This window comes from Kitasatospora sp. NPDC087861 (assembly GCF_044742585.1).
Lineage (GTDB): Bacteria > Actinomycetota > Actinomycetes > Streptomycetales > Streptomycetaceae > Kitasatospora.
The window spans coordinates 416,598-440,317 of the sequence record NZ_JBIUUS010000003.1 but is presented as its reverse complement, the minus strand read 5'-3'; the positions used below and the strand labels follow the sequence as shown (position 1 = coordinate 440,317).

Here is a 23,720-nt window from a genome sequence, read left to right as displayed (position 1 = left end):
GTGAATATTCACATCCGGGCGGCCGTTTGTCATCCGGGTCGGCGTGCCGCGAGGGGGTTTCCCGGGTGGCGTTCACAGCGGGGGGCGGCCGTTCACATCCGAACCGGGGCGTTCCGAAGGCCGTTGACCCGCCTCTGTCAACGGCGCGATGCTCATGGCGCGATCCGGACCGCGCCCCCACACAGCACCCCGCTCCGCTTGCGCAAGGAGGCACCTCCCCCATGCCAGTTCCACGGATACGGCTGCGTCGCGCGGTCTCACTGCTCGCCCTCGGCGTGCTGGGCCCGGCGCTGACCGCCGCGGTGGCCGCTCCCGCGGTCGCCGCCCCCACCCAGGACGCTCCCGCGGCCGCCGCCCCCACCCAGGACGCTCCCGCGGCCGCCGCCCCCACCCAGGACGCCGTCCAGGCTCGCAGCTCGGCGCAGGTCCGCCAGGCCGCGGCGCCCGGCAGTACGGCCGATCTGGCCGGCACCTTCAAGAAGCTCAACATCACCATGCAGCAGCAACAGCAGACCAACTGGTGCTGGGCGGCGAGCGGGAACACCATCGCCACCTGGTTCGGCTACAACTACAGCCAGAACCAGTTCTGCAACGCCGCGTTCGGCCGCTCGGTCAACTCCAGCTGCCCCAACAGCCAGGCCTCGCTGGCCGATGTGCAGAACGGGCTGAACTGGGTCGGCATCAACCCGGGTTCGTACGTCACCGGGTACCTGCGCTACAACACGGTGCAGACCGAGGTGGACGCGAACCGGCCGATCGAGACCCGGATCCAGTGGAGCTCCGGCGGCGGGCACATGCACGTCGTCTACGGCTACGACACCGGCAACAACTGGGTGTACTGGGGCGACCCGTGGCCGTCCAACTACCGCTACAACTGGGCGGACTACGGGTACTACGTGAACAACGACACGTTCTCGTGGACCCACTCCCTGTACCGGATCGGCGCGTGAGGGGCGACCATGACTGACTTCGGAAAGGCCCGTCGGGCCGCCGTCACCGCCCTGCTCGCCGCCGGCCTCGGGCTGGCGCTCGCCCCGGCCGCGCACGCGGACGGGCAGGCCGGTGCCCCGGTGCCGGTGCCCGCCGCGGACCTGGCCGAGGCCCGCGGCGTGGTCCAGGACCAGGCCGTCCTCGACAAGGTGGGCCACTTCTTCGCCCGCAAGGGCGTCCCGCCGACCCAGCAGCTGACCATCGGCGCGGCCGAGGAGGCGCAGGCGGCGAGCGCGGCCGCGCCGCGACTGGCCGGGGACACCGTGCCGGTGTACACCCTGGACACGGGCTTCGTGGCCGGCACCCCGGGCGCGCCGGTGGCGAAGGCCGAGTTCACCGCGAGCAAGGTGGTCGCGGCGGACGGGCAGGCGGTCTCGGTGTGGACGGTCCGGCAGGGTGACACCTGGCGGGTGGTCAACATCGCCTCCGGAGGCGACGAGAGCGACTACGCGGCGAAGGCCGCCGGCAGCGGGGGCGGGACCGCGTTCCGCGAGCCGCAGGTGAACGCCTGGTACGTGCTGCGCGACGGCCGGGTGCTGCCGCTGGACGACGAGGCCCGGCGCTCGGTGGGCGCGGGCGGGGTGTCGCTGGCCGCGTACCAGAAGCTGGTGCACCAGCGGTACGGGGACAAGCTGCCCGGCTCGGCGTACGACCGGGAGGGCAAGGGCGGCGGCTACCGGTTGGCGGCCGACCCGGAGCCGGCGGCGGGCGGCGGTTCGGTGCTGCCGGCCGTGACGGCGGCCGCGGCCCTGGGCGCCACCGCGCTCGTGGGCGCGGGTGCGGTCCTGCGGCGGAGGGCGGGCGCCCGACGGGGGTAGCGCCCCTCGGGCGCGTCACGCGCGTCACGCGCGTCACGCGCGGGACGCGGCGGGGCCCGGCCAACACGGCCGGGCCCCGCCGTCGTGCGTACGGACCCCTGCTTCCCCGGGAACGCCCCGGGTTCACCCCCGGTGGTCACCGCACCGCGGTCGCGCGACCGCGCTCCGTGGCGTGTCCTGGAAGTGCTGCTTCCGCACATGGAATTGACGCAACGTTGATCTGTCGTTCGCCGCCGGGGGCAGCCCCGAGTGACGGACGGTAGATACCATGTGGCAATCGGTCAGTGCTGGCCGACGCGTGCCGAGAGCGGAGAAGGGGTGGGGCGGCAGGAGCCGACCACGAGCCCGGCGCCGGGAAAGGGGAGTCGAATGGCCGACAGGGAGTCGAGTGCCCAGGTGTGGGGCGCGGCAGTGGTGGTGGCGTCCGCGCTCGCCGTGGTCGCGGCCTACCTGATCAACGGGGCGATGCTGGTCCTGGCCGTCGCCGGGGTCGAGGTGCTGCTGCTCATGGTCTACGTCGGCCGGCGCTGGCGGATGCTTCATCAGCCGCCCGCTCCGCGCGGGCACCGGCCGTCGGCCACGACCCCGGACGCCGCGCACTGCGAGCGCTGCCGCCGGGCCCGCGAGGCGCTGGACGCCCGGCAGGCGGGCGGCCGCGCCGCCCGTCCGGCGGTGGAGCCGGAGCCGTGGCCGGAGGCCGGCGTGGCGGACCGCCCGTCGTACCCGCGCCGCCCGCAGGGCCGGGCGCCGCACGAGCGCCCCTGGACGGCGGAACGGGCGGTCGCCCGGTCCGTGGACCGCGCGACCGCCCGCCGTGATGCGCCGGGTTCAGCCGACCGCGCTGTACGCCACCAGTGAGACCCCGACGTACTGCACGATGAACGCCCCCAGGGTGAAGGCGTGGAACACCTCGTGGAAGCCGAACCAGCGCGGTGACGGATTGGGCCGCTTGAGCCCGTAGACCACGCCGCCGATGCTGTAGAGCACCCCGCCGACGATCATCAGCACCAGGACGGCGACGCCGCCGGTGCGCAGGAAGTCCGGCAGGAAGAAGGCGGCGGCCCAGCCGAGCGCGAGGTACACCGGCGTGTACAGCCAGCGCGGCGCGCCGACCCAGAACACCCGGAACGCGATCCCGGCCAGCGCGCCGCCCCAGACCGCCCAGAGCAGCACCTGCTGGGCGGCGCCCTGCAGGAGCAGGATCGTGAACGGCGTGTAGGTGCCCGCGATGATCAGGAAGATGTTCGCGTGGTCCAGCCGGCGCAGCACGGCGTCCCCGCGTGGGCCCCAGTCGAAGCGGTGGTAGACCGCACTGACCCCGAACAGCAGCCAGGCGCTGATCGAGTAGATCGCGCAGGCGATCTTGGCGGGGGTGGAGTCGGCCAGGCAGATCAGCACGATCCCGGCGGCGACGGTGGCGGGGAACATCCCGGCGTGCAGCCAGCCGCGCCACTTCGGCTTGCGCTCCGCGCTCTCGATCTCCGTGCTCTCGACGAGCTCAGCAGTCATGCGCAGCATGCTACCCGCTACCTACGGCGCCGTAGGTTACTGGGGCGTAGGGAAGTGGTGATCATCACTCTTGGACGTTTTGGAGTATTCGAGGTGGGCGCGGGGGCGTCCCGGCCGGGATGTGGACGACCTATTACCAGCCAGTAATCATACTTACTGTAGTAAAAGATGGGTCAATTTCGACGCTGCGCCGCAGTTTGGCGTTGAGGCCGGAGCTACGCTGCAAGCACCCTCAGACCCCCGCTACGCCACCTCCTCGCCGAGATGGCGTGAAACGGAGCGATCGTGTCGTACGAGATCTCTGCTCTCAGCGCATCCGCGCCCACCCGCCACCAGCGCCTGCTGGCCTGGGTGAACGAGATCGCCGAGCTCACCCAGCCGGACCGCGTCGAGTGGTGCGACGGTTCCGACGAGGAGTACCAGCGCCTCGCGGACCTGCTGGTGGCTCAGGGCACCTTCAAGAAGCTGAACGAGGAGAAGCGCCCCAACTCCTACTACGCCGCCTCGGACCCCACGGACGTGGCGCGCGTGGAGGACCGCACCTACATCTGCTCCGAGCAGGAGAAGGACGCCGGCCCGACCAACAACTGGAAGGCCCCCGCCGAGATGCGGGAGGTCTTCCAGGGCGAGAAGGGACTGTTCCGCGGCGCGATGAAGGGCCGCACGATGTACGTCGTGCCCTTCTCGATGGGCCCGGTCGGCTCCCCGCTGGCCGCGTACGGCGTCGAGATCACCGACTCCGCCTACGTCGCCGTGTCGATGCGCGTGATGACCCGGATGGGCAAGGCGGTGCTGGACCAGCTCGGCGAGGACGGCGACTTCGTCCGCGCCGTGCACACCGTCGGCGCCCCGCTGGCCGAGGGCCAGGCGGACGTGCCGTGGCCGTGCAACAGCACCAAGTACATCTCGCACTTCCCGGAGACCCGGGAGATCTGGTCCTTCGGCTCCGGCTACGGCGGCAACGCCCTGCTCGGCAAGAAGTGCTACGCGCTGCGCATCGCCTCGACCATGGCCCGCGACGAGGGCTGGCTGGCCGAGCACATGCTGATCCTCAAGCTCACCCCGCCGTCCGGTGAGGTCAAGTACGTGGCCGCCGCCTTCCCGTCGGCCTGCGGCAAGACCAACCTGGCCATGCTCCAGCCGACCGTCCCGGGCTGGAAGGTCGAGACGATCGGCGACGACATCGCCTGGATGCGCTTCGGCGCCGACGGCCAGCTGTACGCCATCAACCCGGAGGCCGGCTTCTTCGGCGTCGCCCCCGGCACCGGCATGGACACCAACGCCAACGCCATCGACACCCTGTGGGGCAACACGGTCTTCACCAACGTCGCCCTGACCGACGACGGCGACGTGTGGTGGGAGGGCCTGACCGAGGAGCCCCCGGCGCACCTCACCGACTGGCGCGGCAACGACTGGACCCCCGAGTCCGGCACCCCGGCCGCCCACCCGAACGCCCGCTTCGCCGTCCCGGCCGCGCAGTGCCCGACCATCGCCCCCGAGTGGGAGGACCAGGCGGGCGTGCCGATCTCGGCGATCCTGTTCGGCGGCCGGCGCGCCACCGCCGTCCCGCTGGTGACCGAGTCCTTCACCTGGCAGCACGGCGTCTTCCTCGGCGCCAACATCGCCTCCGAGAAGACCGCCGCCGCCGAGGGCACCGTCGGCGAGCTGCGCCGCGACCCGTTCGCGATGCTGCCGTTCTGCGGCTACAACATGGGCGACTACTTCGCCCACTGGCTGAAGGTCGGCGCCCAGGCGGACGCCGCGAAGCTGCCGAAGATCTACTACGTCAACTGGTTCCGCAAGAACGCCGAGGGCAAGTTCGTCTGGCCCGGCTACGGCGAGAACAGCCGCGTGCTCAAGTGGATCGTCGAGCGCCTGGAGGGTACCGGCGAGGGCGTCGAGACCCCGATCGGCGTGCTGCCGACCGTCGAGGGCTTCGACCTCGGCGACCTGAAGCTGACGAAGGAAGACCTCGACCTGCTCTTCACCGTGGACGCCGACATCTGGCGCCAGGAGGCCGCGCTGGTGCCGGCCCACCTGGAGCTGTTCGGCGACCACACCCCGAAGGAGCTGTGGGACGAGTACCGGGACCTGGTCGCGCGTCTCGGCTGAGCCTGAGCCTCAGGCGAGCGAGAGGCCGGCGCGCGGCACGAACCGCGCGCCCGCCGAGCGACAGGACGGCCGGAGTTCCGCCGGGCGGTCTTTCCCCGACCAAGGAGACCGCCAGGGCCGGGACTCCGGCCGTAGTGCTTTTCCTGCCCACCGGCCTATCGGCCCACCGGCGCACCGGCCTATCGGCCCACCGGCGCACCGGCCTATCGGCCCACCAGCCCACCGATCAGGACCGGTCAGGGCTGGACGTAGCCGCTCAGGAAGTCGCCGATCCGGGTCACCGCGTCGGTGATCTCCTCCGGCCTGGGCAGCGTGACCAGCCGGAAGTGGTCCGGCTCGGGCCAGTTGAAGCCGGTGCCCTGGACCAGCAGGATGCGCTGGGAGCGCAGCAGGTCCAGCACCATCTGGGCGTCGTCCTTGATCTTGTAGACCTTCGGGTCCAGCCGCGGGAACGCGTACAGCGCGCCCTTGGGCTTGACGCAGCTGACCCCCGGGATCTCGTTGAGCAGCCGGTACGCGGCGTCGCGCGAGGCCAGCAGCCGCCCGCCGGGCAGCACCAGGTCCCGGATCGACTGCCGGCCGCCGAGTGCGGCGGCCACCGCGTGCTGGGCGGGCATGTTGGCGCACAGCCGCATCGAGGCGAGGGTGGCCAGGCCCTCGATGTAACTGTGGGCGCGGTTCCGGTCGCCGGAGAGCACCATCCAGCCGGAGCGGAAGCCCGCGACCCGGTAGGCCTTGGACAGGCCGTTGAAGGTGACGCAGAAGAGGTCCGGAGCCAGGGTGGCCAGCGGGATGTGCTCGGCGTCGTCGTAGAGGATCTTGTCGTAGATCTCGTCCGCGTAGACGATCAGCTGGTGCCGACGGGCGATCTCGACGATGCCCTCCAGCACCTCGCGCGGGTAGACCGCGCCGGTCGGGTTGTTCGGGTTGATCACCACGATCGCCCGGGTCCGGTCGGTGACCTTGGCCTCGACGTCGGCGAGGTCCGGGTACCACTCGGCCTGCTCGTCGCAGCGGTAGTGCACCGCGGTGCCGCCGGCCAGCGAGACCGAGGCGGTCCAGAGCGGGTAGTCGGGGGCCGGGACGAGCACCTCGTCGCCGTCGTCCAGCAGCGCGGTCATGGCCAGCTGGATCAGCTCGGAGACGCCGTTGCCGAGGAAGACGTCCTCGACGCCCAGCCCGTGCAGGCCGCGGTCCTCGTAGTGCATGACCACCGCGCGGCGGGCGGAGAGCAGGCCCTTGGAGTCGCCGTACCCGTGCGCGGTCGCGAGGTTGCGCAGGATGTCCTGGAGGATCTCGGGCGGCGCCTCGAAGCCGAAGAGGGCGGGGTTGCCGGTGTTGAGCTTGAGAATGCGGTGGCCCTGGTCCTCCAGCCGCATCGCCTCGTCGAGTACCGGGCCGCGGATGTCGTAGCAGACATGGGCGAGCTTGCTGGACTGGATGACCTGCATGACTGCTTACTCTAGGGGCACATCCGGGCACTTCAGCGCGCGTCCGGGGACGCGCGCCGGACTGCCCGGAGCGGCCTCCTTGGATCGGCAGGCGGGGGCGTCGGCCGACCTTTCAAACCAGGGGCGTGTTGTCCAGGATGTCCCTGTATATGAGGAAATTGGGCTGGGGTCCCGTCCGGGACGAGATGGGCGGCACCCGGTTTCACCGGCAGCGCGCCCGCCGCGTGGGTCTTCGCCACGATCGTCGCCCCGTTGGATGATGTGGCCGGTGCGCCCCGCCCGGTCGCCGGGCGCCGCACGGCCGTACGGGTGTCGATCGAGAGGGGGTGCGCCGGTGCTGGTAGCCGCAGTCGGTGCGGGGCTGGCCGCGATCCTGGTGGCTCCGCTGCTGCGCGGGCTGGTCGCCCGGTTCGCCGTGCCGGAGGGCGAACCCTGGTGCGGTGCCTGCCCGTTGTGCGGGCGCGAGGTGCTGCTGCTGCCGCCGACCGGGCGCTGTCCGGGCTGCCGGGAGCGGCTGGGCGCGGGCGCCTGGTCGGTGGAGCTGGTGGCGGCCGTCGTCGCGGTCGTGGTGGCGTACGCGGCGCCCGGGCCGTCGGTCGCGGCGCTGGCCTGGGTGGCCGGGCTCGGCGTGGTGCTCGGCTTCGTCGACGCCCGGGTGCGCCGGCTGCCGTACCGCCTGGTCCTGCCGCTGGCCGGCGGGGTGGCCGCGCTGCTGGCGGTGGCGGCGCTGGCCGAGGGGCGGCCGGGGGTGCTGCTGCGCTGCCTGCTGGTGGCGTGCGCGGTCGGTGCGCTGCTCGAACTGTTGGTCTGGCTGGGCGGGTTGGGCCCGGGGGACTCCCCGCTGGGGTTCGCCCTGGGCGGGCTGCTCGGCTGGTACGGCTGGCCGGTGGCGGCGGGCGGGCTGTTCGCCGCGGTGGTGCTGGCCGGGTTCTGGGCGATCCTGCGGGCCGCCGCCGCGCTGGCCCGCCGGCGCCCGGTGCGCGGACTCGACGTCCCGGTGGGCCCGTTCCTGCTGCTCGGTGCGCTGCTGGCGGTGCTGGCCCGGTAGCGCCCGGCACGCGGCCTCCGGACGCCGCCCGGGCCCCGGACGCGGGAGGGGTCCGCCGTACCGGTCAGGTACGGCGGGCCCGCCGCCGGCGCGCCGGCCCCACCCTCAAGGAGCGGCGCGCCGGGGGGAGTTACGGCATCTTGTGGACGAACGGGCCGACCGCGTTGGAGAACGCGTTGCCGTTGTTGGCGTCCCAGTTGGTGGACCAGGTCATCGCGCCGCGGATGGTGGGCCACTTGGCCGGCGGGACGAAGCTGCCGCAGTTGTTGCCGGTGGCCAGGCAGTCCAGCGCGTTGTTCACCACCGTCGGCGAGACGTAGCCGCCGCCGGCCGCCTTGGCGGAGGCGGGGACGCCGATGCCGACCTGGTCGGGCCGCAGGCCGCCCTGGATGTGGGTGCAGACCTGCGAGGTGATGAAGTCGATGGTGCCCTGGTTGTAGACCTTGCCGTCGCAGCCGTTCATGCCGCCCGAGTTGTAGAACTGGGTGTTGACGACGGTGAGGATGTCCTTGGTGTTCAGCGCCAGCTGGAAGTAGGCGCCGGAGGTGCTGTACATCCCGATCGTCTCGGGCGCCATGGTCAGGACGAAGCCGGGGCCGACCTTGGCCTGCAGGGCGTGCAGCGCGTTGCCGAGCGGTCCGGCCTGGACGCCGTTCTCCAGGTCGACGTCGATGCCGTCGAAGCCGTAGTCCTTGATGATCGAGTACGCGCTGTTGGCGAAGGTGCTGCCGGCGGCGGCGTCGCCGACGGTGATCGCGCCGTTCTGGCCGCCGATGGAGAGGATGACCTTCTTGCCGGCCGCCTGCTTGGCCTTGATGTCGGCGCGGAACTGCGCGTCGGTGTAGCCGCCGAGGGCCTTGGACAGGCCCGGGTCCAGGGTGAAGCTGATCGCGCCGGTCTGGGTCGGCACGGCGTCGGCGAAGGAGACCGCGATGATGTCGTACGCGTTCTGCACGTCGCTCAGGCGCTGCGGGGTCGAGCCGTTGTCGAAGTTCTGCCAGTAGCCGGTGACCGCGTGCGCGGGCAGGCCGGTGGCCGGCGGGGTGGTGGCGGTCGCGGTGGCCGTGGGGGTCGGCGTCGCGGTCTGGGTGGGCGTCGGGGTCGGGGTCGCGGTGGCCGTCGGCGAGCCGGTCGCGGTGGCGGAGGAGGTCGCGGTGGCCGTGGCGGTCGGCGACGGGGTGGCCGTGGCGGTCGGGCTCGGCGTGGAGGTGCCGCCCGGGCCGACCAGGCTGACGTCGTCGGCGAGGTAGGCGCTCTGGCCGTACCAGCCGTGCAGGTAGACGGTGACGCTGGTGGCGTTCGCGCCGGTGGTGAAGGTGGTGGACAGCTGGTTCCAGCTGTTCTGGTTCGACCAGGCGGACGGGTCGGTGCCGCCGGTACCGCGCGCGCCGAGGTAGACGTACGGCCCCTGCGCCCAGGCGCTCAGCGTGTAGCTGGTGTTGGGCAGCACGCTGATGGTCTGGGTGCACTCGGCGGTGTCGCCGGCGCCCGGGGTGGCCTGCAGCGCGCCGGTGCCGGCGTGGACCGGCGAGGAGACGGTGGTCGCCGCGCCGGCGCAGGTCCAGCCGCCCAGCCCGCCGTCGAAGCCGCCGTTGGCGACCAGGTTGCCGACCGCCGCACTGGCGCCGCCGGCGAAGAGGGCCAGGCCGCCGCCGGCCAGGGCGAGGGCGGTGGCGCCGGCCGCGACGGCCGGGAGGGGGCTGCGCCGGCGCTTGTGCGCAGGCTGGTTCAGCGTACGGGCCATGGGATGACACTCCTGGGGAGGGAGCGGCCGCCGCGGTGGGGGGCGCGGCGGCCGCGTGTGGGGGAGGGGAGGTCCGCTGTGGTGCGTGGGGGAGGGGCGGGGTGGTGGGGGTTCGTTCCGCCTTGGATCAAAAGCTGGACTAGACCATTGCCGGTCGTCAAGCATCGGACAGTCGGCTTACGGATTCCTTAAGGATTCGGAGACCGTTCCGTGTCCGCCGTCCCGGCGCCCCGGCCGGGCCCGCGACACGCCCGCCGGGACGGACTTCGTACAGGACCGTGACCAGACCGCTACCTGCGGCTTTACCGTGCGCGTGCCCGCCGGAGTAGGCTGCGCCGGGGCGGTGACGCACCAGCTGAACGAGCACGGAGGGGCCGGGAATCATGGGTCTGCGCGATGTCGCGGAACGGACGCCGGGGCTGCGAACCCTGCTGGGCGGGATGTACGGGCTCTACGGCCGCCGGGTCGAGGTCCACCTCGCCCGCACCCCGCACCACATCGGCGTGATCCTGGACGGCAACCGCCGCTGGGCGAAGGCCGCCGGTGGCTCCACGGTGTACGGCCACCAACGCGGTGCCGACAAGATCAGCGAGTTCCTCGGCTGGTGCGACGAGACCCACGTCACGGTCGTCACCCTGTGGATGCTCTCCACCGACAACCTCGACCGCCCCGCCGACGAGCTCGTCCCGCTGCTCGGGATCATCGAGGACGCCGTCACCGGCCTGGCCGCCGCCCGCCGCTGGAAGGTCCACCCGGTCGGGGCGCTGGACCTGCTCCCGCAGCACACCGCCGACGTGCTCAAGCGGGCCGCCGAGGAGACCGCCGACATCGACGGCATCACCGTCAACGTCGCGGTCGGCTACGGGGGCCGGCACGAGATCGCCGACGCCGTCCGCTCGCTGCTCCAGGAGCACGCCGGGCGCGGCACCTCGATCGAGGAACTGGCCGAGATCCTCGACGTCGAGCACATCGCCGAGCACCTCTACACCCGCAACCAGCCCGACCCGGACCTGATCATCCGCACCTCGGGCGAGCAGCGGCTGTCCGGTTTCCTGCTCTGGCAGAGCGCGCACAGCGAGTTCTACTTCTGCGAGGCGTACTGGCCGGCCTTCCGCAAGGTCGACTTCCTGCGGGCGCTGCGCGCCTTCGAGCAGCGCAACCGCCGACTGGGCCTCTGACCGCCGAAGTGACCGCCGTAGGGCTGGCCTACCCGGGGCCCGCGTGAGGCCAAACGTTCACCGGCAATGATCCGTCAGTTCGCCGGGGGCGCGAATGCACCGCCCCTCGCCTGGGAATACTCCAGGCAGTCCGGTCCCGAGGCCACCGGGGCAGCGGGGCCGGCTTGCCGCGGATGACGCAGGGTCATCCGCTCTGGAGGCCTAGTGGTCAGTTCCAAGAGCCGCCGGACGCCAGACCGGCGCACGTACGTTCTCGACACCAGCGTGCTCCTGGCGGACCCTCTCGCCATGACGCGCTTCGAGGAGCACGAGGTCGTCCTTCCGGTGGTGGTCGTCACCGAGCTGGAGGCCAAGCGGCACCATCCGGAGCTGGGCTACTTCGCCCGCCAGGCGCTGCGGCTGCTCGACGACTACCGCATCCGCCACGGCCGGCTCGACGAGCCGATCCCGGTCGGCGAGCTCGGCGGCACCATCCGGGTCGAGCTCAACCACTCCGACCTGTCGATACTGCCGGCCGGCTACCGGGTCGGCGGCGGCGAGGCGGACAGCCGGATCCTCGCGGTCGCCCGCAACCTGCAGGCCGAGGGGTACGACGTCACCGTCGTCTCCAAGGACCTGCCGCTGCGGATCAAGGCCAGCTCGGTGGGTCTGCTCGCCGAGGAGTACCGGGCCGAACTCGCGATCACCTCCGGCTGGACGGGCATGTCCGAGCTGCACGTCCCGGCCGATCAGGTGGACGCGCTGTTCGCGGCCGGCCACGACGCCGCGGTGGACGTCGAGGGCGCCGCCGAGTTGCCCGTCCACACCGGACTGGTGCTCACCTCGGAGCGGGGTCGGGCGCTCGGCCGGGTGACCGGCGACGGCCGGGTCCGGCTGGTGCGCGGCGAGCGCGAGGCGTTCGGGCTGCGCGGGCGCAGCGCCGAGCAGCGGGTGGCGCTGGACCTGCTGCTCGATCCGGACGTCGGCATCGTCTCGATGGGCGGCCGGGCCGGCACCGGCAAGTCCGCGTTGGCGCTGTGCGCGGGGCTGGAGGCGGTGCTGGAGCGGGGGCAGCACCGCAAGGTGATGGTCTTCCGGCCGCTGTACGCGGTCGGCGGGCAGGAGCTCGGCTACCTGCCGGGCTCCGAGACGGAGAAGATGAGCCCCTGGGCGCAGGCGGTTTTCGACACCCTCTCCGCCGTCACCACCCCGGACGTGATCGAGGAGGTCATCTCCCGCGGGATGCTGGAGGTGCTGCCGCTGACCCACATCCGGGGGCGCTCGCTGCACGACGCGTTCGTGATCGTGGACGAGGCCCAGTCGCTGGAGCGCAACGTCCTGCTGACGGTGCTGTCCCGGATCGGCCAGGGCTCGCGGGTGGTGCTCACCCACGACGTGGCGCAGCGGGACAACCTCCGGGTGGGCCGGTACGACGGCGTGGTGGCGGTGGTGGAGAAGCTGAAGGGGCATCCGCTCTTCGCCCACATCACGCTCACCCGCTCGGAGCGTTCGCCGATCGCGGCGCTGGTCACGGAGATGCTGGAGGACATCCACCCGTGATCCGTCCCTGACCAGGACACAGTCGGACAATACGGTCAATTCTCGGTGCAGGGCCCGCTTCTGGCGAGGCGGGCCCTCACCCCTTTCATCACATCGAGTGCTTTCCGTCCGGGGAACTCCCGTGCGGTGAATGTGACATGCGCCACGCGAACGGGAATTGCGTCGACAGCGTCCGGTGCGGCATGGTGAGGGTTCTGTCAGGCCCCGCGTACGGCGTGGCAGGGCTTCCGGACCCCGGGAGTCCGGCCCGGATGGTCCGCCAACTCCGGTCGGTGGACGGACAATTGAACACCGATGAGCCGTACGCCGCCCGATTCCAACGCCTGGTCGCCTCACCTCGACCGGACGCCGGGCCAGTACCTCCCGTGACCAGAGCACCGTGCGGAGGTCAGTGTCAAGGGGCATGTTGCGTCCGCACGGTCACGCGTGGGCGATGCTGGAAGGAATCCATGTGACTCGGATCTCGGTCCGGGGAGTCGCTGTGGCCTCTGCCACCGCCGTCACCGCTGTCGGTGCCGTCGTGGGTATGGCCTCGGGCAGCGAGGGCAAGACGACGCAGACGGTCGATGTCGCCGGCGCGACCCTGCTTGCCGAAGTCCCCTCTGGCGCCCAGGCGCAGACCATCAGTGACAACATCGGCCAGCAGGCGACCGCCCAGCAGGCCTCTGCCGACGCCGCCGCCAAGGCCGCCGCCGAGCAGAAGGCCGCCGAGGAGGCCGCGCGCCAGAAGGCCGCCGCGGACGCCCAGGCGAAGGCCGACGCCCAGGCCAAGGCCGACGCGGAGAAGGCGGCCAAGGCCGCCGACGACAAGCGCAAGGCCGACGAGGCCGCCGCCAACCGCTCCAAGGCCCGTTCGGCGATGGCTGCCACCGACAACAGCGCCCCGCCGGTCTCGGTCAGCCCCGGCTCGGTCCAGGACATCGCCCGGCAGGTCGTCGGCGACGACGCCCAGTTCCAGTGCTTCAGCCAGATCGTGAAGCGCGAGAGCGGTTGGGACTACACCGCGACCAACAAGAGCTCCGGCGCGTACGGCCTGGTCCAGGCGCTGCCCGGCACCAAGATGGCCTCGGCCGGTGCCGACTGGCGCACCAACCCGGCCACCCAGATCAAGTGGGGTCTGGGCTACATGAACAGCCGCTACGGCAGCCCCTGCGGCGCCTGGTCGTTCTGGCAGTCCCACAACTGGTACTAGGAGTCACCACCCCCCTGCGGTGGACTCCGTACGGCCCCCGGTCGCTCGTCGGACCCGACGAGTGACCGGGGGCCGTCGCTTTCCCGCCTGTTGGGCGGGGGGTCGGGCCGCGCCGCCCGGGCTGCGCTGACCAGTGCGCCCACGGGCGGTGCGGGCCCGGGTGCGGACGCGGGGCGCGGGAAGGGGTCCTGGTTGCTTCCCGCACCGGCCGGTCCGCCGACAGTTGGTCTGCGGCCGGGACCGCTGAGGCCGGGACCTCGCCCTCCCCGGGGTCTCGTCCCGACTCCTCCCCAGCGATCCAGGTCCGAAACCATCTGAAATCTGGCGTTTTGCCCCGGTTTGGTGACGAGGTTGTTCGAGCCGAACCCGCCGGGGGTCGGACTCGCCGCGCCCCCGCCCGGTAGCGTCATCCCTGACGGCCGTGGCGGGACCCGCGGCGTACCGCCGGGCACGGCGGCTCAGCAGGGGAGCGGTGGTAGCGAGGATGGCGCGGGGCGGAAAGGCCTTCAAGGCCGTGGCCAAGGGCATGGCCGTGGTGGCGAGCGCGGCCGCCGTGATCGAACGGCGCCGGCGCGCCGCGATGACGGCGGACCCGCACGAGCTCGCCGTCCCCGTGCTGGCCGGGGCGCCCGATCCGGTCCCGGCCCCGCGGGCCGAGCCCGCCGCGGCGCCGTCCTCCGAACCGGCGGCCCCGGCGGCCGCGGCCACCCCCGCGTCGGCCGCGCCCGCCGGCCTCGGCCGGGAGTACCACCCCGGCCGGCCCGCCACCCCGGCCGAGGCCGTGCCCTGGGGGCTGCGGGTGGCCGCCGAGTCGACCTGGCGGCTGCTGCTGCTCGGCGCCGCGCTCTACGTCGTCTTCTACATCGTCGACATGCTGCGGCTGGTCGCCTTCGCGGTGCTGGCCTCGCTGCTGATCTCCGCGCTGCTGGAGCCGACGGTCTCCTGGCTGCGGCGGCACGGGGTGCCGCGCTCGCTGGCGGCGGGCGCGGTGTTCCTGAGCGGGTTGGCCGGAATCGGACTGGTCGGCTGGTTCGTGGTCTGGCAGGTGTCCACCAACCTGTCGAAGGTCACCAGTCGCGTGCAGGACGGTGTGAACACGCTGCGGGACTGGCTGAGCACCGGGCCGCTGCACCTGACCCAGCAGCAGATCAACGACTACGCCGACCAGATCGGCAAGGCGATCACCACCAACACCGACCAGATCACCTCGGCCAGCCTGACCGGTGCGCAGATCGCCGTCGAGGTGCTGACCGCGGTGGCGCTGGCCTTCTTCACCACCTTCTTCTTCCTCTACGACGGCGCGCGGATCTGGAACTGGGCGCTGCGCGGGCTGCCCCGGCACTCCCGCTTCGCCATGGCCGGCGCCGGCCCGAAGGCCTGGGCGACGCTCACCGCGTACGTGCGCGGCACCGTCTGCGTGGCCTTCATCGACGCGGTCTGCATCGGCATCGGCATCGATCTGCTGGGCGTGCCGATGGCGATGCCGCTGGCCGTGATCATCTTCCTGGGCGCCTTCGTCCCGCTGGTCGGCGCCCTCGTCACCGGCACGGTCGCGATGCTGATCGCCCTGGTCACCGAGGGGCCGTGGACGGCGCTGATGGTGCTGATCGTGCTGGTCGCGGTGATGCAGGTCGAGAGCCACATCCTCCAGCCGCTGATCCTCGGCCGCGCCGTCCGGGTGCACCCGCTGGGCGTCGTCCTCGGCGTCGCGGCCGGCGGCATCATCGGCGGCATCGGCGGCGCGGTGGTGGCCGTCCCCCTGATCGCCGTCACCAACACCGTGATCACCCACCTGCGCCGGCGCAACGAGGCCGGTCAGGCCGTCTTCACCGCGCTGGAGGCCGCCCGCGAAGCCGCCGGCCGCAGTGCCGCGGCCCCGCCCGCGGAGAGCTGACAACGCCGACGGGCCCCTTCCGGACGTGGTGTCCGGAAGGGGCCCGTCGGCGTTGGCGCGGGTCCGTCAGGCGGTGGCGTCGGCCAGGGCGGCCTCGGCGTCGAGGACGCCGGCCACGGCCTGCAGGACGGCGGCGATCTTCATCGAGGCCTGGACGACCTCGCGCTCGACGCCGGCCTTGCGCAGGACGGCCTCGTGCGAGTCGAGGCACTGGCCGCAGCCGTTGATGGCCGACACGGCGAAGCACCAGAGCTCGAAGTCGACCTTCTCGACGCCCGGAGTGCCGATGATGTTCATCCGCAGACCGGCGCGCATCGTGCTGTACTCCTTGTCGGAGAGCAGGTGCAGCGTCCGGTAGTAGACGTTGTTCATCCCCATGATCGCGGCCGCGCCCTTGGCGGCGGTGTACGCCTCCGGGGAGAGGTTGGCCTTGGCCTCGGGCTCCAGCTCGCGCAGCAGACCGGCGCTGCGGGTGGCCATCGCGCAGGACAGCACGGTGCCCCAGAGCTGCTGGGCGGGGAGGTCGGAGTTGCCGATGACCGAGCCCAGGTTGAGCTTGAGGTCCTTGGCGTAGTCCGGGAGGGCGGCCTTCAGGTCGTCGAGGGCCATGGGTCAGCCCGCCAGCAGGGCCTGGGCGTCGAGGGTGTCCTCGCCCTTGGTCCAGTTGCACGGGCACAGCTCGTCGGTCTGCAGGGCGTCCAGCACCCGCAGGACCTCCTTGGGGTTACGGCCGACGGAGCCGGCGGTCACCATGACGAACTGGATCTCGTTGTTCGGGTCGACGATGAACACCGCGCGCTGGGCGGTGCCGTCCGCGCCCTCGACGCCGCAGGCGCGCATCAGGTCGTGCTTGACGTCGGCCAGCATCGGGAAGGGCAGGTCGCGCAGGTCCTTGTGGTCCTTGCGCCAGGCGTGGTGCACGAACTCGGAGTCACCGGAGACGCCGAGGATCTGGGCGTCGCGGTCGGCGAACTCGTCGTTCAGCTTGCCGAACGCGGCGATCTCGGTCGGGCAGACGAAGGTGAAGTCCATCGGCCAGAAGAAGACGATCTTCCACTTGCCCTCGTAGGACTTGTGGTTGATCTCGGCGAAGGCGTTCGCGGCGTCCAGGTCGACGCAGGCGTTGAGTTCGAACTCGGGGAACTTGTCACCGATCGTGAGCACGTTCGCTTCTCCTGAAGTGAGACTGAGGGGAGTTTGTCCGGATTCCGGACACGTCCTACGTTTCCACATCGTGGACTGATCAGGGAAATAGCTAGACTGGATGTGTCTGATCGGAGATGGCTATCAGTACCGAACCTCCCACGTCCCGGCCCCGGCCCCGCAGGGGTGCCGCCGCCAGGTCCGAGTCCGTTGTGGCGAGCGCCACAGTCCGCAGCCCCCGGGCGCCGACCGTCGCCCAGCTCAGGGCGTTCCTCGCGGTCGCCGAGCACCGGCACTTCCGGGAGGCCGCCGCCGCCACCGGGACCAGTCAGCCGGCGCTGTCCGGGGCGATCGCGGCGCTGGAGGAGTCGCTGGGCGCGCAGCTGGTCGAGCGTACGACGCGCAGGGTGATTATCACTCCCTTGGGGGAGCGCGTGCGCGAGCATGCACGCCGGGTGCTCGCCTCGCTGCAGGCCCTCACCGAGGAGGTCGACGCGGCCCGCCGCCCGTTCACCGGGCCGCTGCACCTCGGTGTCATCCCGACCGTCGCGCCCTACCTGCTGCCCACCGTGCTGCGGTTGGTCCGCGACCGCTTCCCGGAGCTGGAGCTGCACGTCCACGAGGAGCGCACGCCCTCGCTGCTGGAGGGACTGGCCGCCGGGCGGCTGGACGTCCTGCTGCTCGCACTCCCGGCCGGCGGCGTCTCCCCGACCCGGGACATCCCGCTGTTCGACGAGGACTTCGTCCTGGTCACCCCGCCCGACCATCCGCTCGCCGGGCGGATCGACGTCCCGCGCGACGTGCTGCTCGACCTGGACGTGCTGCTGCTGGAGGAGGGCCACTGCCTGCGCGACCAGGCCCTCGACATCTGCCGCGAGGTCGGCGCCGATCCGACGGGCTCCACCACCCGTGCGGCCGGTCTGTCCACCCTGGTGCAACTGGTCGCCGGCGGCCTCGGGGTGACGCTGCTGCCGGCCACCGCGCTGGACGTCGAGGCCGGCCGCACCGACCGGCTGACCGCCGTGCGCTTCGCCGCCCCGGCGCCCGGCCGCCGGATCGGGCTGGCCACCCGCCCCGGTTCGGCGTGCAGTGCCGAGTACGAACGCTTCGCGGTCGCGCTGCGCGAGGTGCTGGCCGAACTCCCGGTCCGGATCGTCTCCTAGCCCCCTGGCTCCCTGGTCTCCGGGCCCCCGGAATTGCCGCCGAGGGCCTACGGCCTCGCCGGGGCGCCGAGGCAGAGCCCGACCGTGGTGGCCACCAGCAGGTCCAGGGCCCGCAGGGTGTCCGGGTCGGGCTGCTCGCCCGGCGCGCGCAGCGCCAGGTAGCGGTCGGTGAGGCCGTCGAAGCCGGTGAGGAAGTGGACGGCGATCTCCCGGGCGGGCATGGCCAGTTGGAGGCCGTGCGCGTCGGCGAGCGCGGTGAGCATCTCCGCCGCGGTGCCCTCGATCCCGTGCTGGAGCGCCCGCATGATCTCCTGCAGGTCCGGGTCGCGCATCGCCAGCGCCGCGAACTCGCTCAGCAGCACGCACCGCCCGTCCTCGCCGGTCGAGCTCTCCCAGAGCGCGTGGACCAGTGTCCCGACCTGCTCGCCGAAGGAGCCGTCGCCCGGGTAGGAGGCGCGGACGTGGCCGATGAACTCGGCGGTCAGCTGCTCGACGACGGCCCGGTAGAGGTCCTTCTTGGTGCCGAAGGTGTAGTGCACCGTCGCCTGCGCCACGCCCAACTCGGCCGCGATCGCGCGGGTGCTGCCGGCGGCGACCCCCTCCCGGGTCATCAGGTCGAGGGCGGCCTGGACCAGTTGCGGACGGCGTTCGGAGGCGGGGACATGAGCCATCCAGCCAGGGTATCGCCATGGTCGGATAACTGTGTCGAACGATTCTGTCACTTGATTCGGTCGGACAACTTTGTCACCTGACAAGGTTGCGCGTACGGTGGAGCGCGACCTGCTTCAGGCACCTGCCTGCCCGACGACCTGACCGAGGGGTCACCCATGGCCACGTACCTCTACCGACTGGGCCACTACTGCTTCCGGCGAAGGCGGGCGGTGCTGGCCGTCTGGATCGCCGTGCTGATCGCGCTCGGCGGGGCCGCAGGGGCGTTCGCCGGCAAGACCAGCGACGAGTTCAAGGTGCCGGGCACCGAGGCGCAGACCACCCTGGACCGGATCAAGGACACCTTCCCGCAGCAGGCCCACGGCTCCGCCCAGGTCGTCTTCGCGGCCCCCGCGCCCGGCGGCGCCACCGCGCCCGAGGCGGGCCGGGCCGTCAGCGAGGCGGTCGGCCGGATCGCCGCCGTCCCGGGCGTCGCCGCCGTGCCCGACCCGTACGCCACCGGCGCCGTCTCGCCGGACGGCCGGGTCGCGATCGCCCTGGTCTCCTTCGACCACAAGCTCGCCGACGTCACCGACCAGCAGCGCGAGGCCGTCAGGGCCGCCGCCGAGCCGGCCCGCGCGGCCGGGCTGGACGTCGCCTTCGGCGGCGACGCGTACAACAAGATGGCGCAGGTCGACGGCGGGGAGGCGATCGGCCTGGTGGTCGCCGGGGTGGTCCTGGTGGTCACCCTCGGCTCATTGGTCGCCGCCGGGCTGCCGCTGCTGACCGCCCTGGTCGGGGTCGGCGCGGCGCTGGCCGCGATCATGGCGCTGTCCGGCTCGTTCGAGATCATCACCACCGCGCCGGTGCTGGCGCTGATGGTCGGCCTCGCCGTCGGCATCGACTACGCGCTGTTCATCCTCTCCCGGCACCGCCGCCACCTGGACGAGGGCCTGGAGCCGGACGAGGCCGCCGCCCGCGCCACCGCCACCGCCGGCAGCGCCGTCGTCTTCGCCGGCCTGACCGTCGTCGTGGCGCTCGCCGGGCTCGCCGTCGCGGGCGTCCCCTTCCTGACCGTGATGGGCCTGGCCGCCTCCGGTGCCGTCGTGGTCGCCGTCCTGGTCGCGATCACGCTGCTGCCCGCGCTGCTCGGCTTCGCCGGCCGTGCCATCGACCGGCTGCCGGTCCGGAAGCGGGCGCTGCACCGCGAGACCCGCCCCGACGGCCGCACCACCCTGGGCGAGCGCTGGGCCCGCTTCGTGGTCCGCCGCCCGCTGGCGGTGCTGCTCGCCGGACTGGCCGGGCTGGGCCTGCTCGCCGTGCCCGCCGCGAGCCTCGACCTCGGCCTGCCGGGCGGCGGTTCGCAGGCCGCCGGCACCGACGCGCGCAAGGCCTACGACCTGGTCGGCGCCGGCTTCGGGCCGGGCTTCAACGCGCCGCTGGTGGTCGTCGTGGACGCCCAGGGCGCGCCGCGGCCGGAGCAGGCGGTGCAGGGCGTGGCGGCCCGGCTGCAGACCCTGCCGGGCGTGCGGACGCTGCTGCCCCCGACCGTCGACCGGACCGGCGGCACCGCCCTGCTGACCGTCATCCCGCAGACCGGGCCGGACGACGCCGGCACCAGGACACTGGTCAACGAGATCCGAGACCAGCGCGAGTCGCTGAAGTCCGCCACCGGCGCGGACATCGCCGTCACCGGCACCACCGCCGCCAACATCGACGTCTCCACCAAGCTCGGCCAGGCGCTGCCGCCGTTCCTCGCGGTGATCGTCGGCATCGCGGTGGTGCTGCTGGCGCTGGCGTTCCGCTCGGTGCTCGTCCCGCTCAAGGCGGTGGCCGGATTCCTGCTCAGCATCACCGCCTCGCTCGGCGCGGTGGTCGCGGTCTACCAGTGGGGCTGGCTGGACGGCCTGATCGACGTGCCGAAGGTCGGGCCGGTGGTGAGCTTCGTGCCGATCCTGCTGATCGGCGTGCTGTTCGGGCTGGCGATGGACTACGAGCTGTTCCTGGTCTCCGGGATGAAGGAGGAGTACGTCCACGGCAGGGCGCCGCGGGACGCGGTCGTGGCCGGGGTGCGGGGCGGCGCCCGGGTGGTCACGGCGGCGGCACTGATCATGGTGTCGGTGTTCGGCTCGTTCGTCTTCGGCCACGACCCGATCGTGCAGCCGATCGGCTTCGCCCTCGCGGTGGGCGTGCTGGTGGACGCCTTCGTGGTGCGGATGGCGCTGGTGCCGGCCGCGATGACGCTGTTCGGCCGGGCCGCCTGGTGGTTCCCGAAGCGGCTGGAGAAGGTCGTGCCGCGGGTCGACATGGAGGGCGAGCAGCTGATCGCTCGCCTGGAGGAGCGTCCGGCGAAGGAGCCGGTCGGGGTCTGAACCGCGGCCCGGGCGTCCGGCGGGCCGCTCCCGCCGGGCGCCCGCGCGGGCCCTAGGGCTGCCGCTGCTCGGCGGACGGCTGGGGGAGGCGCTGCTCGAACCAGACCACCTTGCCGGTGCCCAGCCGGGTGGCGCCCCAGCGGTCGGCGCACCTGGCCACTATCTGCAGGCCGCGGCCGCGTTCGTCCTCCGGCCCGGTGCGGCGCGGCCGCGGCAGCAGCGGGCTGTCGTCGCCGACCTCGCAGCGCAGCCGGGTGGTGCGCACCAGGCTCAGGGTGACCGGGCGGGTCGCGTGCTGGACGGCGTTGGTCACCAGCTCGCTGACCATCAGCTCGGTCGCCTCGCTGAGCTCGCCGAGCCCCCAGCGGCGCAGCGTGTGGGCGGCCAGCCGACGGGCCCGACCGGGCGTCTCGTTGCGCGGCTGCAGGTACCAGTGCGCGACGTCCCCGGCCGGGATGCCGTCGAAGCACGCGCCCAGCAGGGCGATGTCGTCGCCGCGGTCGCCCGGCGGCAGGATCCGCAGCGCCTCCTGGCAGAGCTGTTCGGGGGACTGCCAGCGGGCGGCGGCGATCCGGGCGCGGAGCACCTCCAGGCCGTCGCTGATCGGGCGGCTGCGGGTCTCCACCAGGCCGTCGGTGAACAGCAGCAGGGCCGAGCCGGGAGGCGCGGGCAGTTCGACCGAGTTGAAGTCCACCCCGCCGACCCCGATCGGTGCCCCGGAGTCCAGCTCCACCAACTCGGCCGTCCCGTCCGGTCGGACCAGGACGGGCGGGACGTGCCCGGCGTTGGCCAGCACCACCCGGTTGGCGATCGGGTCGTACACCGCGTACACGCAGGTCGCCAGGTGCTGCTCGCGGCCGAGCCGCTGGGCCTGCTCGTCCAGGTGGTAGAGCACCTCGTGCGGCGGCAGGTCGAGGGCCGCCAACGTCTGGGCGCTGGTGCGCAGTTGGCCCATGATGGCGGCCGAGGTGAGCGAGTGGCCCATCACGTCGCCGACGATCAGGGCGACCCGGTTGCCGGGCAGCGGTACGGCGTCGTACCAGTCGCCGCCGACCTGTGCGCCGCGCTCGCCGGGCAGGTAGCGCTGGGCCAGCCGGACGCCGTGCGGCTGCGGCAGGCGCAACGGCAGCATGCTGCGCTGGAGTTCGTTGGCTATCTCCCACTCGCGGGCGTACCGCAGCGCGGTGTCCACCGCCAGCCCCGCCTGGGTGGCGAGGTGTGCGGCGGTCGCGATGTCGGCGGCGTCGAAGGCGGGCCGGCCGGTGCGTTCAGGAGGGCGGCGGATCAGCACCAGCAGTCCGAGGACGGCCTTGCGGCCGCGCAACGGCAGGGCCAGCACCGAGGTGCCCGCCGCCAACCGGGCCAGCCCGCGGGTGCCGTACAGCTCGCGCAGCAGCGCCTCGGTGCGTTCGGCGCCGGGCGTGCCGAGCACCGCGGACTCGGCGGGGCGGCGGCTCAGCAGGGCGTGCGCGAGCGCCCCGCCGCGGGTCACCGGGGTGGCGGGGCCGGTGTCGGCGGCCGAGCGGGAGCCGTACCGGGAGCGGTGCCGGTCGTCCGCGCCGCTCGGCCGGCCGCGCCGTCCGATCCGGGTGCCGGTGCTGTGGTGGATCCGCAGCTCGTCCGGGAAGCCGGGTTCGCGTTCGACGTTGGGCAGCGGGTCGCGCAGGTGGACCACGGCGGCGTCGGCCAGGGTCGGGACCAGCACCCGGCCGATGTTGCGCAGCGTCGCGGACAGGTCGAGCGCGCTGTTGATCCGCCGGGTCGCCGAATCGAGGTAGCCGAGCCGGCCCGCCACGTCCTCACGGTTCGGGTGGCCGGCCGGAGCGTGCGCCGGCGCCGGGAGCCCGCCGCGCTGGCCCGGGACGGCAGGCGGCTGTCCGGCCTCGGTCTTGAGCTGGTCGCGCACGGGCTGCCTGTCCTGGATTCGGTGGGGTTCTGCGGTGGTCTGCGGTGTTCTGCTGGCGGACGCTGCTGCCGTCCGGTCGGTCAGCCGACGCGTCGACAGCACAGGAACAGCTGTTCCTCCGGCGGCAGCGCGGTACTGGCCGGCGCGTACGGATGACCCGAGCACTCCTCGACGGAGAAGCCCGCCGTGACCAGAACCCGCTCCAGATCCTCCCTCAGATATCCACTGATCCGCAGCTCTCTGCCAAGGAACGGAAGCGGAACGTGATCCAGATCCGCCTCGACCATGCCGAGCGCCAGCAGTCCGCCCGGCCGAAGGAGTTCGCGCAGCCGGGCGAGCACGGTCGGGATCTCGTCCTGCGGCAGCAGGATCAGCGAGAAGAACGCGGTGACGGCGGCGAACCCGTTCTTGCCCAGCGGCCCCAGTCCGGGGGCGTTCCAGACCTGCCCGGCGCGCTCGGTGGCCAGATCGAACAGGTCGATCCGATGGAACTCCGGTGGGTGTGCACCCGGGAAGCGGGCCTCCCTGGCCAGCGCGAGCATGACGTCCGAGAGGTCTATCCCGGTCACCCGCAGCCCGCCCGCGACCAGCTGCCGGACCGTCGGGTCCCCGGTGCCGCAGCCCACGTCCAGCACCCGCGCCCCGGGTTCGAGCTCGGCCAGCAGTTGCCGCCCGCAGGCCAGCTGCCCGTCCTTGGCCGGGAAGGCCTCGCCGTACCCGGCGCCGATGGTGTCGAAGGCGACCGCCTGCAGGGCACGTGCCGCCCGGCGCCGCCGTACGTCGGGCTCGTCGTCTCCCGCGTCCTCGTCGACGGGGAACGCGTCGGATATCTGTCCGGTCGTCACGATCGAGAGGCACCCTTCCACCCGTGGCCTCCGGCCGGCTGCACGCGGCCTCACGGGAGCGGGCTGCCGTCCGCCCCGGCGCCCACCCTGCCTCGCCGGCCCACACGCTGCCGGCAGACACTCGTGTGTGTACTGGCATCTGAGAATAGGCGTGATCTCTGCGCCATG

General features: G+C 72.7%; 19 protein-coding genes. 11 read left to right on the top strand and 8 right to left on the bottom strand.

Going from position 1 to position 23,720, the window contains the following annotated elements; translation table 11 throughout:
- Positions 1-221: 221 nt before the first annotated feature.
- The 3 genes from ACIOJE_RS06980 (at position 222) to ACIOJE_RS06970 (ending at position 2,666) form a co-directional block, all read left to right on the top strand.
- Positions 222-950, top strand: a complete 729-nt coding sequence (locus tag ACIOJE_RS06980; protein WP_400773865.1) for a papain-like cysteine protease family protein — start codon at positions 222-224, stop codon at positions 948-950.
- Between the two features lie 9 nt (positions 951-959).
- Positions 960-1,808 (top strand): hypothetical protein, encoded by an 849-nt coding sequence (locus ACIOJE_RS06975; protein WP_280676505.1) that lies wholly within the window; start codon positions 960-962, stop codon positions 1,806-1,808.
- A 369-nt stretch (positions 1,809-2,177) separates the two neighbouring features.
- Entirely contained in the window at positions 2,178-2,666 is a 489-nt protein-coding gene (locus tag ACIOJE_RS06970; RefSeq protein WP_400773863.1) for a hypothetical protein, read from the top strand.
- On the opposite strand, the gene ACIOJE_RS06965 is transcribed toward ACIOJE_RS06970, so the two are convergent.
- Entirely contained in the window at positions 2,637-3,326 is a 690-nt protein-coding gene (locus ACIOJE_RS06965) for a hemolysin III family protein (protein ID WP_280676501.1), read from the bottom strand. The genes ACIOJE_RS06970 and ACIOJE_RS06965 overlap by 30 nt on opposite strands.
- A 276-nt stretch (positions 3,327-3,602) precedes the next feature.
- Here ACIOJE_RS06965 and ACIOJE_RS06960 point away from each other — a divergent pair, with 276 nt between their 5' ends.
- Positions 3,603-5,429 (top strand): phosphoenolpyruvate carboxykinase (GTP), encoded by a 1,827-nt coding sequence (locus ACIOJE_RS06960; protein WP_280676499.1) that lies wholly within the window; start codon positions 3,603-3,605, stop codon positions 5,427-5,429.
- Between the two features lie 236 nt (positions 5,430-5,665).
- Here the strand turns inward: ACIOJE_RS06960 and ACIOJE_RS06955 are convergent, their stop codons facing one another.
- On the bottom strand, positions 5,666-6,880 hold the full coding sequence (locus ACIOJE_RS06955; protein WP_280676497.1) for a pyridoxal phosphate-dependent aminotransferase: 1,215 nt from the start codon (positions 6,878-6,880) through the stop codon (positions 5,666-5,668).
- Between the two features lie 334 nt (positions 6,881-7,214).
- Here ACIOJE_RS06955 and ACIOJE_RS06950 point away from each other — a divergent pair, with 334 nt between their 5' ends.
- Positions 7,215-7,928 carry a prepilin peptidase gene (locus ACIOJE_RS06950; RefSeq protein WP_280676495.1) on the top strand — a complete coding sequence of 238 codons (714 nt, stop codon included), beginning with the start codon at positions 7,215-7,217 and terminating at the stop codon, positions 7,926-7,928.
- Positions 7,929-8,058: 130 nt separating this feature from the next.
- Here ACIOJE_RS06950 and ACIOJE_RS06945 read toward each other — a convergent pair whose 3' ends face one another.
- Positions 8,059-9,672 (bottom strand): chitinase, encoded by a 1,614-nt coding sequence (locus ACIOJE_RS06945; RefSeq protein ID WP_400773859.1) that lies wholly within the window; start codon positions 9,670-9,672, stop codon positions 8,059-8,061.
- A 383-nt stretch (positions 9,673-10,055) separates the two neighbouring features.
- Between ACIOJE_RS06945 and ACIOJE_RS06940 the strand changes: the two genes are divergently transcribed.
- The 4 genes from ACIOJE_RS06940 (at position 10,056) to ACIOJE_RS06925 (ending at position 15,475) form a co-directional block, all read left to right on the top strand.
- Positions 10,056-10,850 (top strand): isoprenyl transferase, encoded by a 795-nt coding sequence (locus tag ACIOJE_RS06940; protein ID WP_280676491.1) that lies wholly within the window; start codon positions 10,056-10,058, stop codon positions 10,848-10,850.
- A 204-nt stretch (positions 10,851-11,054) separates the two neighbouring features.
- Positions 11,055-12,389 carry a PhoH family protein gene (locus ACIOJE_RS06935; RefSeq protein WP_280676489.1) on the top strand — a complete coding sequence of 445 codons (1,335 nt, stop codon included), beginning with the start codon at positions 11,055-11,057 and terminating at the stop codon, positions 12,387-12,389.
- 433 nt (positions 12,390-12,822) lie between these two features.
- A complete protein-coding gene (locus ACIOJE_RS06930; protein ID WP_280676487.1) occupies positions 12,823-13,581 on the top strand; it encodes a transglycosylase SLT domain-containing protein in 759 nt (252 codons plus the stop codon).
- Positions 13,582-14,065: 484 nt separating this feature from the next.
- Positions 14,066-15,475, top strand: a complete 1,410-nt coding sequence (locus ACIOJE_RS06925; RefSeq protein WP_400773856.1) for an AI-2E family transporter — start codon at positions 14,066-14,068, stop codon at positions 15,473-15,475.
- Positions 15,476-15,541: 66 nt separating this feature from the next.
- Here the strand turns inward: ACIOJE_RS06925 and ACIOJE_RS06920 are convergent, their stop codons facing one another.
- Together ACIOJE_RS06920 and ACIOJE_RS06915 are read right to left on the bottom strand one after the other, a co-directional pair.
- The gene (locus tag ACIOJE_RS06920) at positions 15,542-16,084 is read right to left on the bottom strand and encodes an alkyl hydroperoxide reductase (RefSeq protein WP_280676482.1); all 543 of its coding nucleotides are present in this window, start codon (positions 16,082-16,084) and stop codon (positions 15,542-15,544) included.
- Between the two features lie 3 nt (positions 16,085-16,087).
- Entirely contained in the window at positions 16,088-16,639 is a 552-nt protein-coding gene (locus ACIOJE_RS06915) for a peroxiredoxin (protein WP_063347991.1), read from the bottom strand.
- Positions 16,640-16,830: 191 nt separating this feature from the next.
- Here ACIOJE_RS06915 and ACIOJE_RS06910 point away from each other — a divergent pair, with 191 nt between their 5' ends.
- Positions 16,831-17,781 (top strand): LysR substrate-binding domain-containing protein, encoded by a 951-nt coding sequence (locus ACIOJE_RS06910; protein ID WP_400773853.1) that lies wholly within the window; start codon positions 16,831-16,833, stop codon positions 17,779-17,781.
- Positions 17,782-17,828: 47 nt separating this feature from the next.
- Here ACIOJE_RS06910 and ACIOJE_RS06905 read toward each other — a convergent pair whose 3' ends face one another.
- Entirely contained in the window at positions 17,829-18,452 is a 624-nt protein-coding gene (locus ACIOJE_RS06905) for a TetR/AcrR family transcriptional regulator (protein ID WP_280676477.1), read from the bottom strand.
- Positions 18,453-18,608: 156 nt separating this feature from the next.
- Here ACIOJE_RS06905 and ACIOJE_RS06900 point away from each other — a divergent pair, with 156 nt between their 5' ends.
- Entirely contained in the window at positions 18,609-20,801 is a 2,193-nt protein-coding gene (locus ACIOJE_RS06900; RefSeq protein WP_400773850.1) for an MMPL family transporter, read from the top strand.
- Positions 20,802-20,853: 52 nt separating this feature from the next.
- Here ACIOJE_RS06900 and ACIOJE_RS06895 read toward each other — a convergent pair whose 3' ends face one another.
- Both ACIOJE_RS06895 and ACIOJE_RS06890 read right to left on the bottom strand, forming a co-directional pair.
- Positions 20,854-22,707 carry a SpoIIE family protein phosphatase gene (locus tag ACIOJE_RS06895; protein ID WP_280676473.1) on the bottom strand — a complete coding sequence of 618 codons (1,854 nt, stop codon included), beginning with the start codon at positions 22,705-22,707 and terminating at the stop codon, positions 20,854-20,856.
- 80 nt (positions 22,708-22,787) lie between these two features.
- Positions 22,788-23,552 (bottom strand): class I SAM-dependent methyltransferase, encoded by a 765-nt coding sequence (locus tag ACIOJE_RS06890; protein WP_280676471.1) that lies wholly within the window; start codon positions 23,550-23,552, stop codon positions 22,788-22,790.
- Between the last annotated feature and the right edge of the window lie 168 nt (positions 23,553-23,720).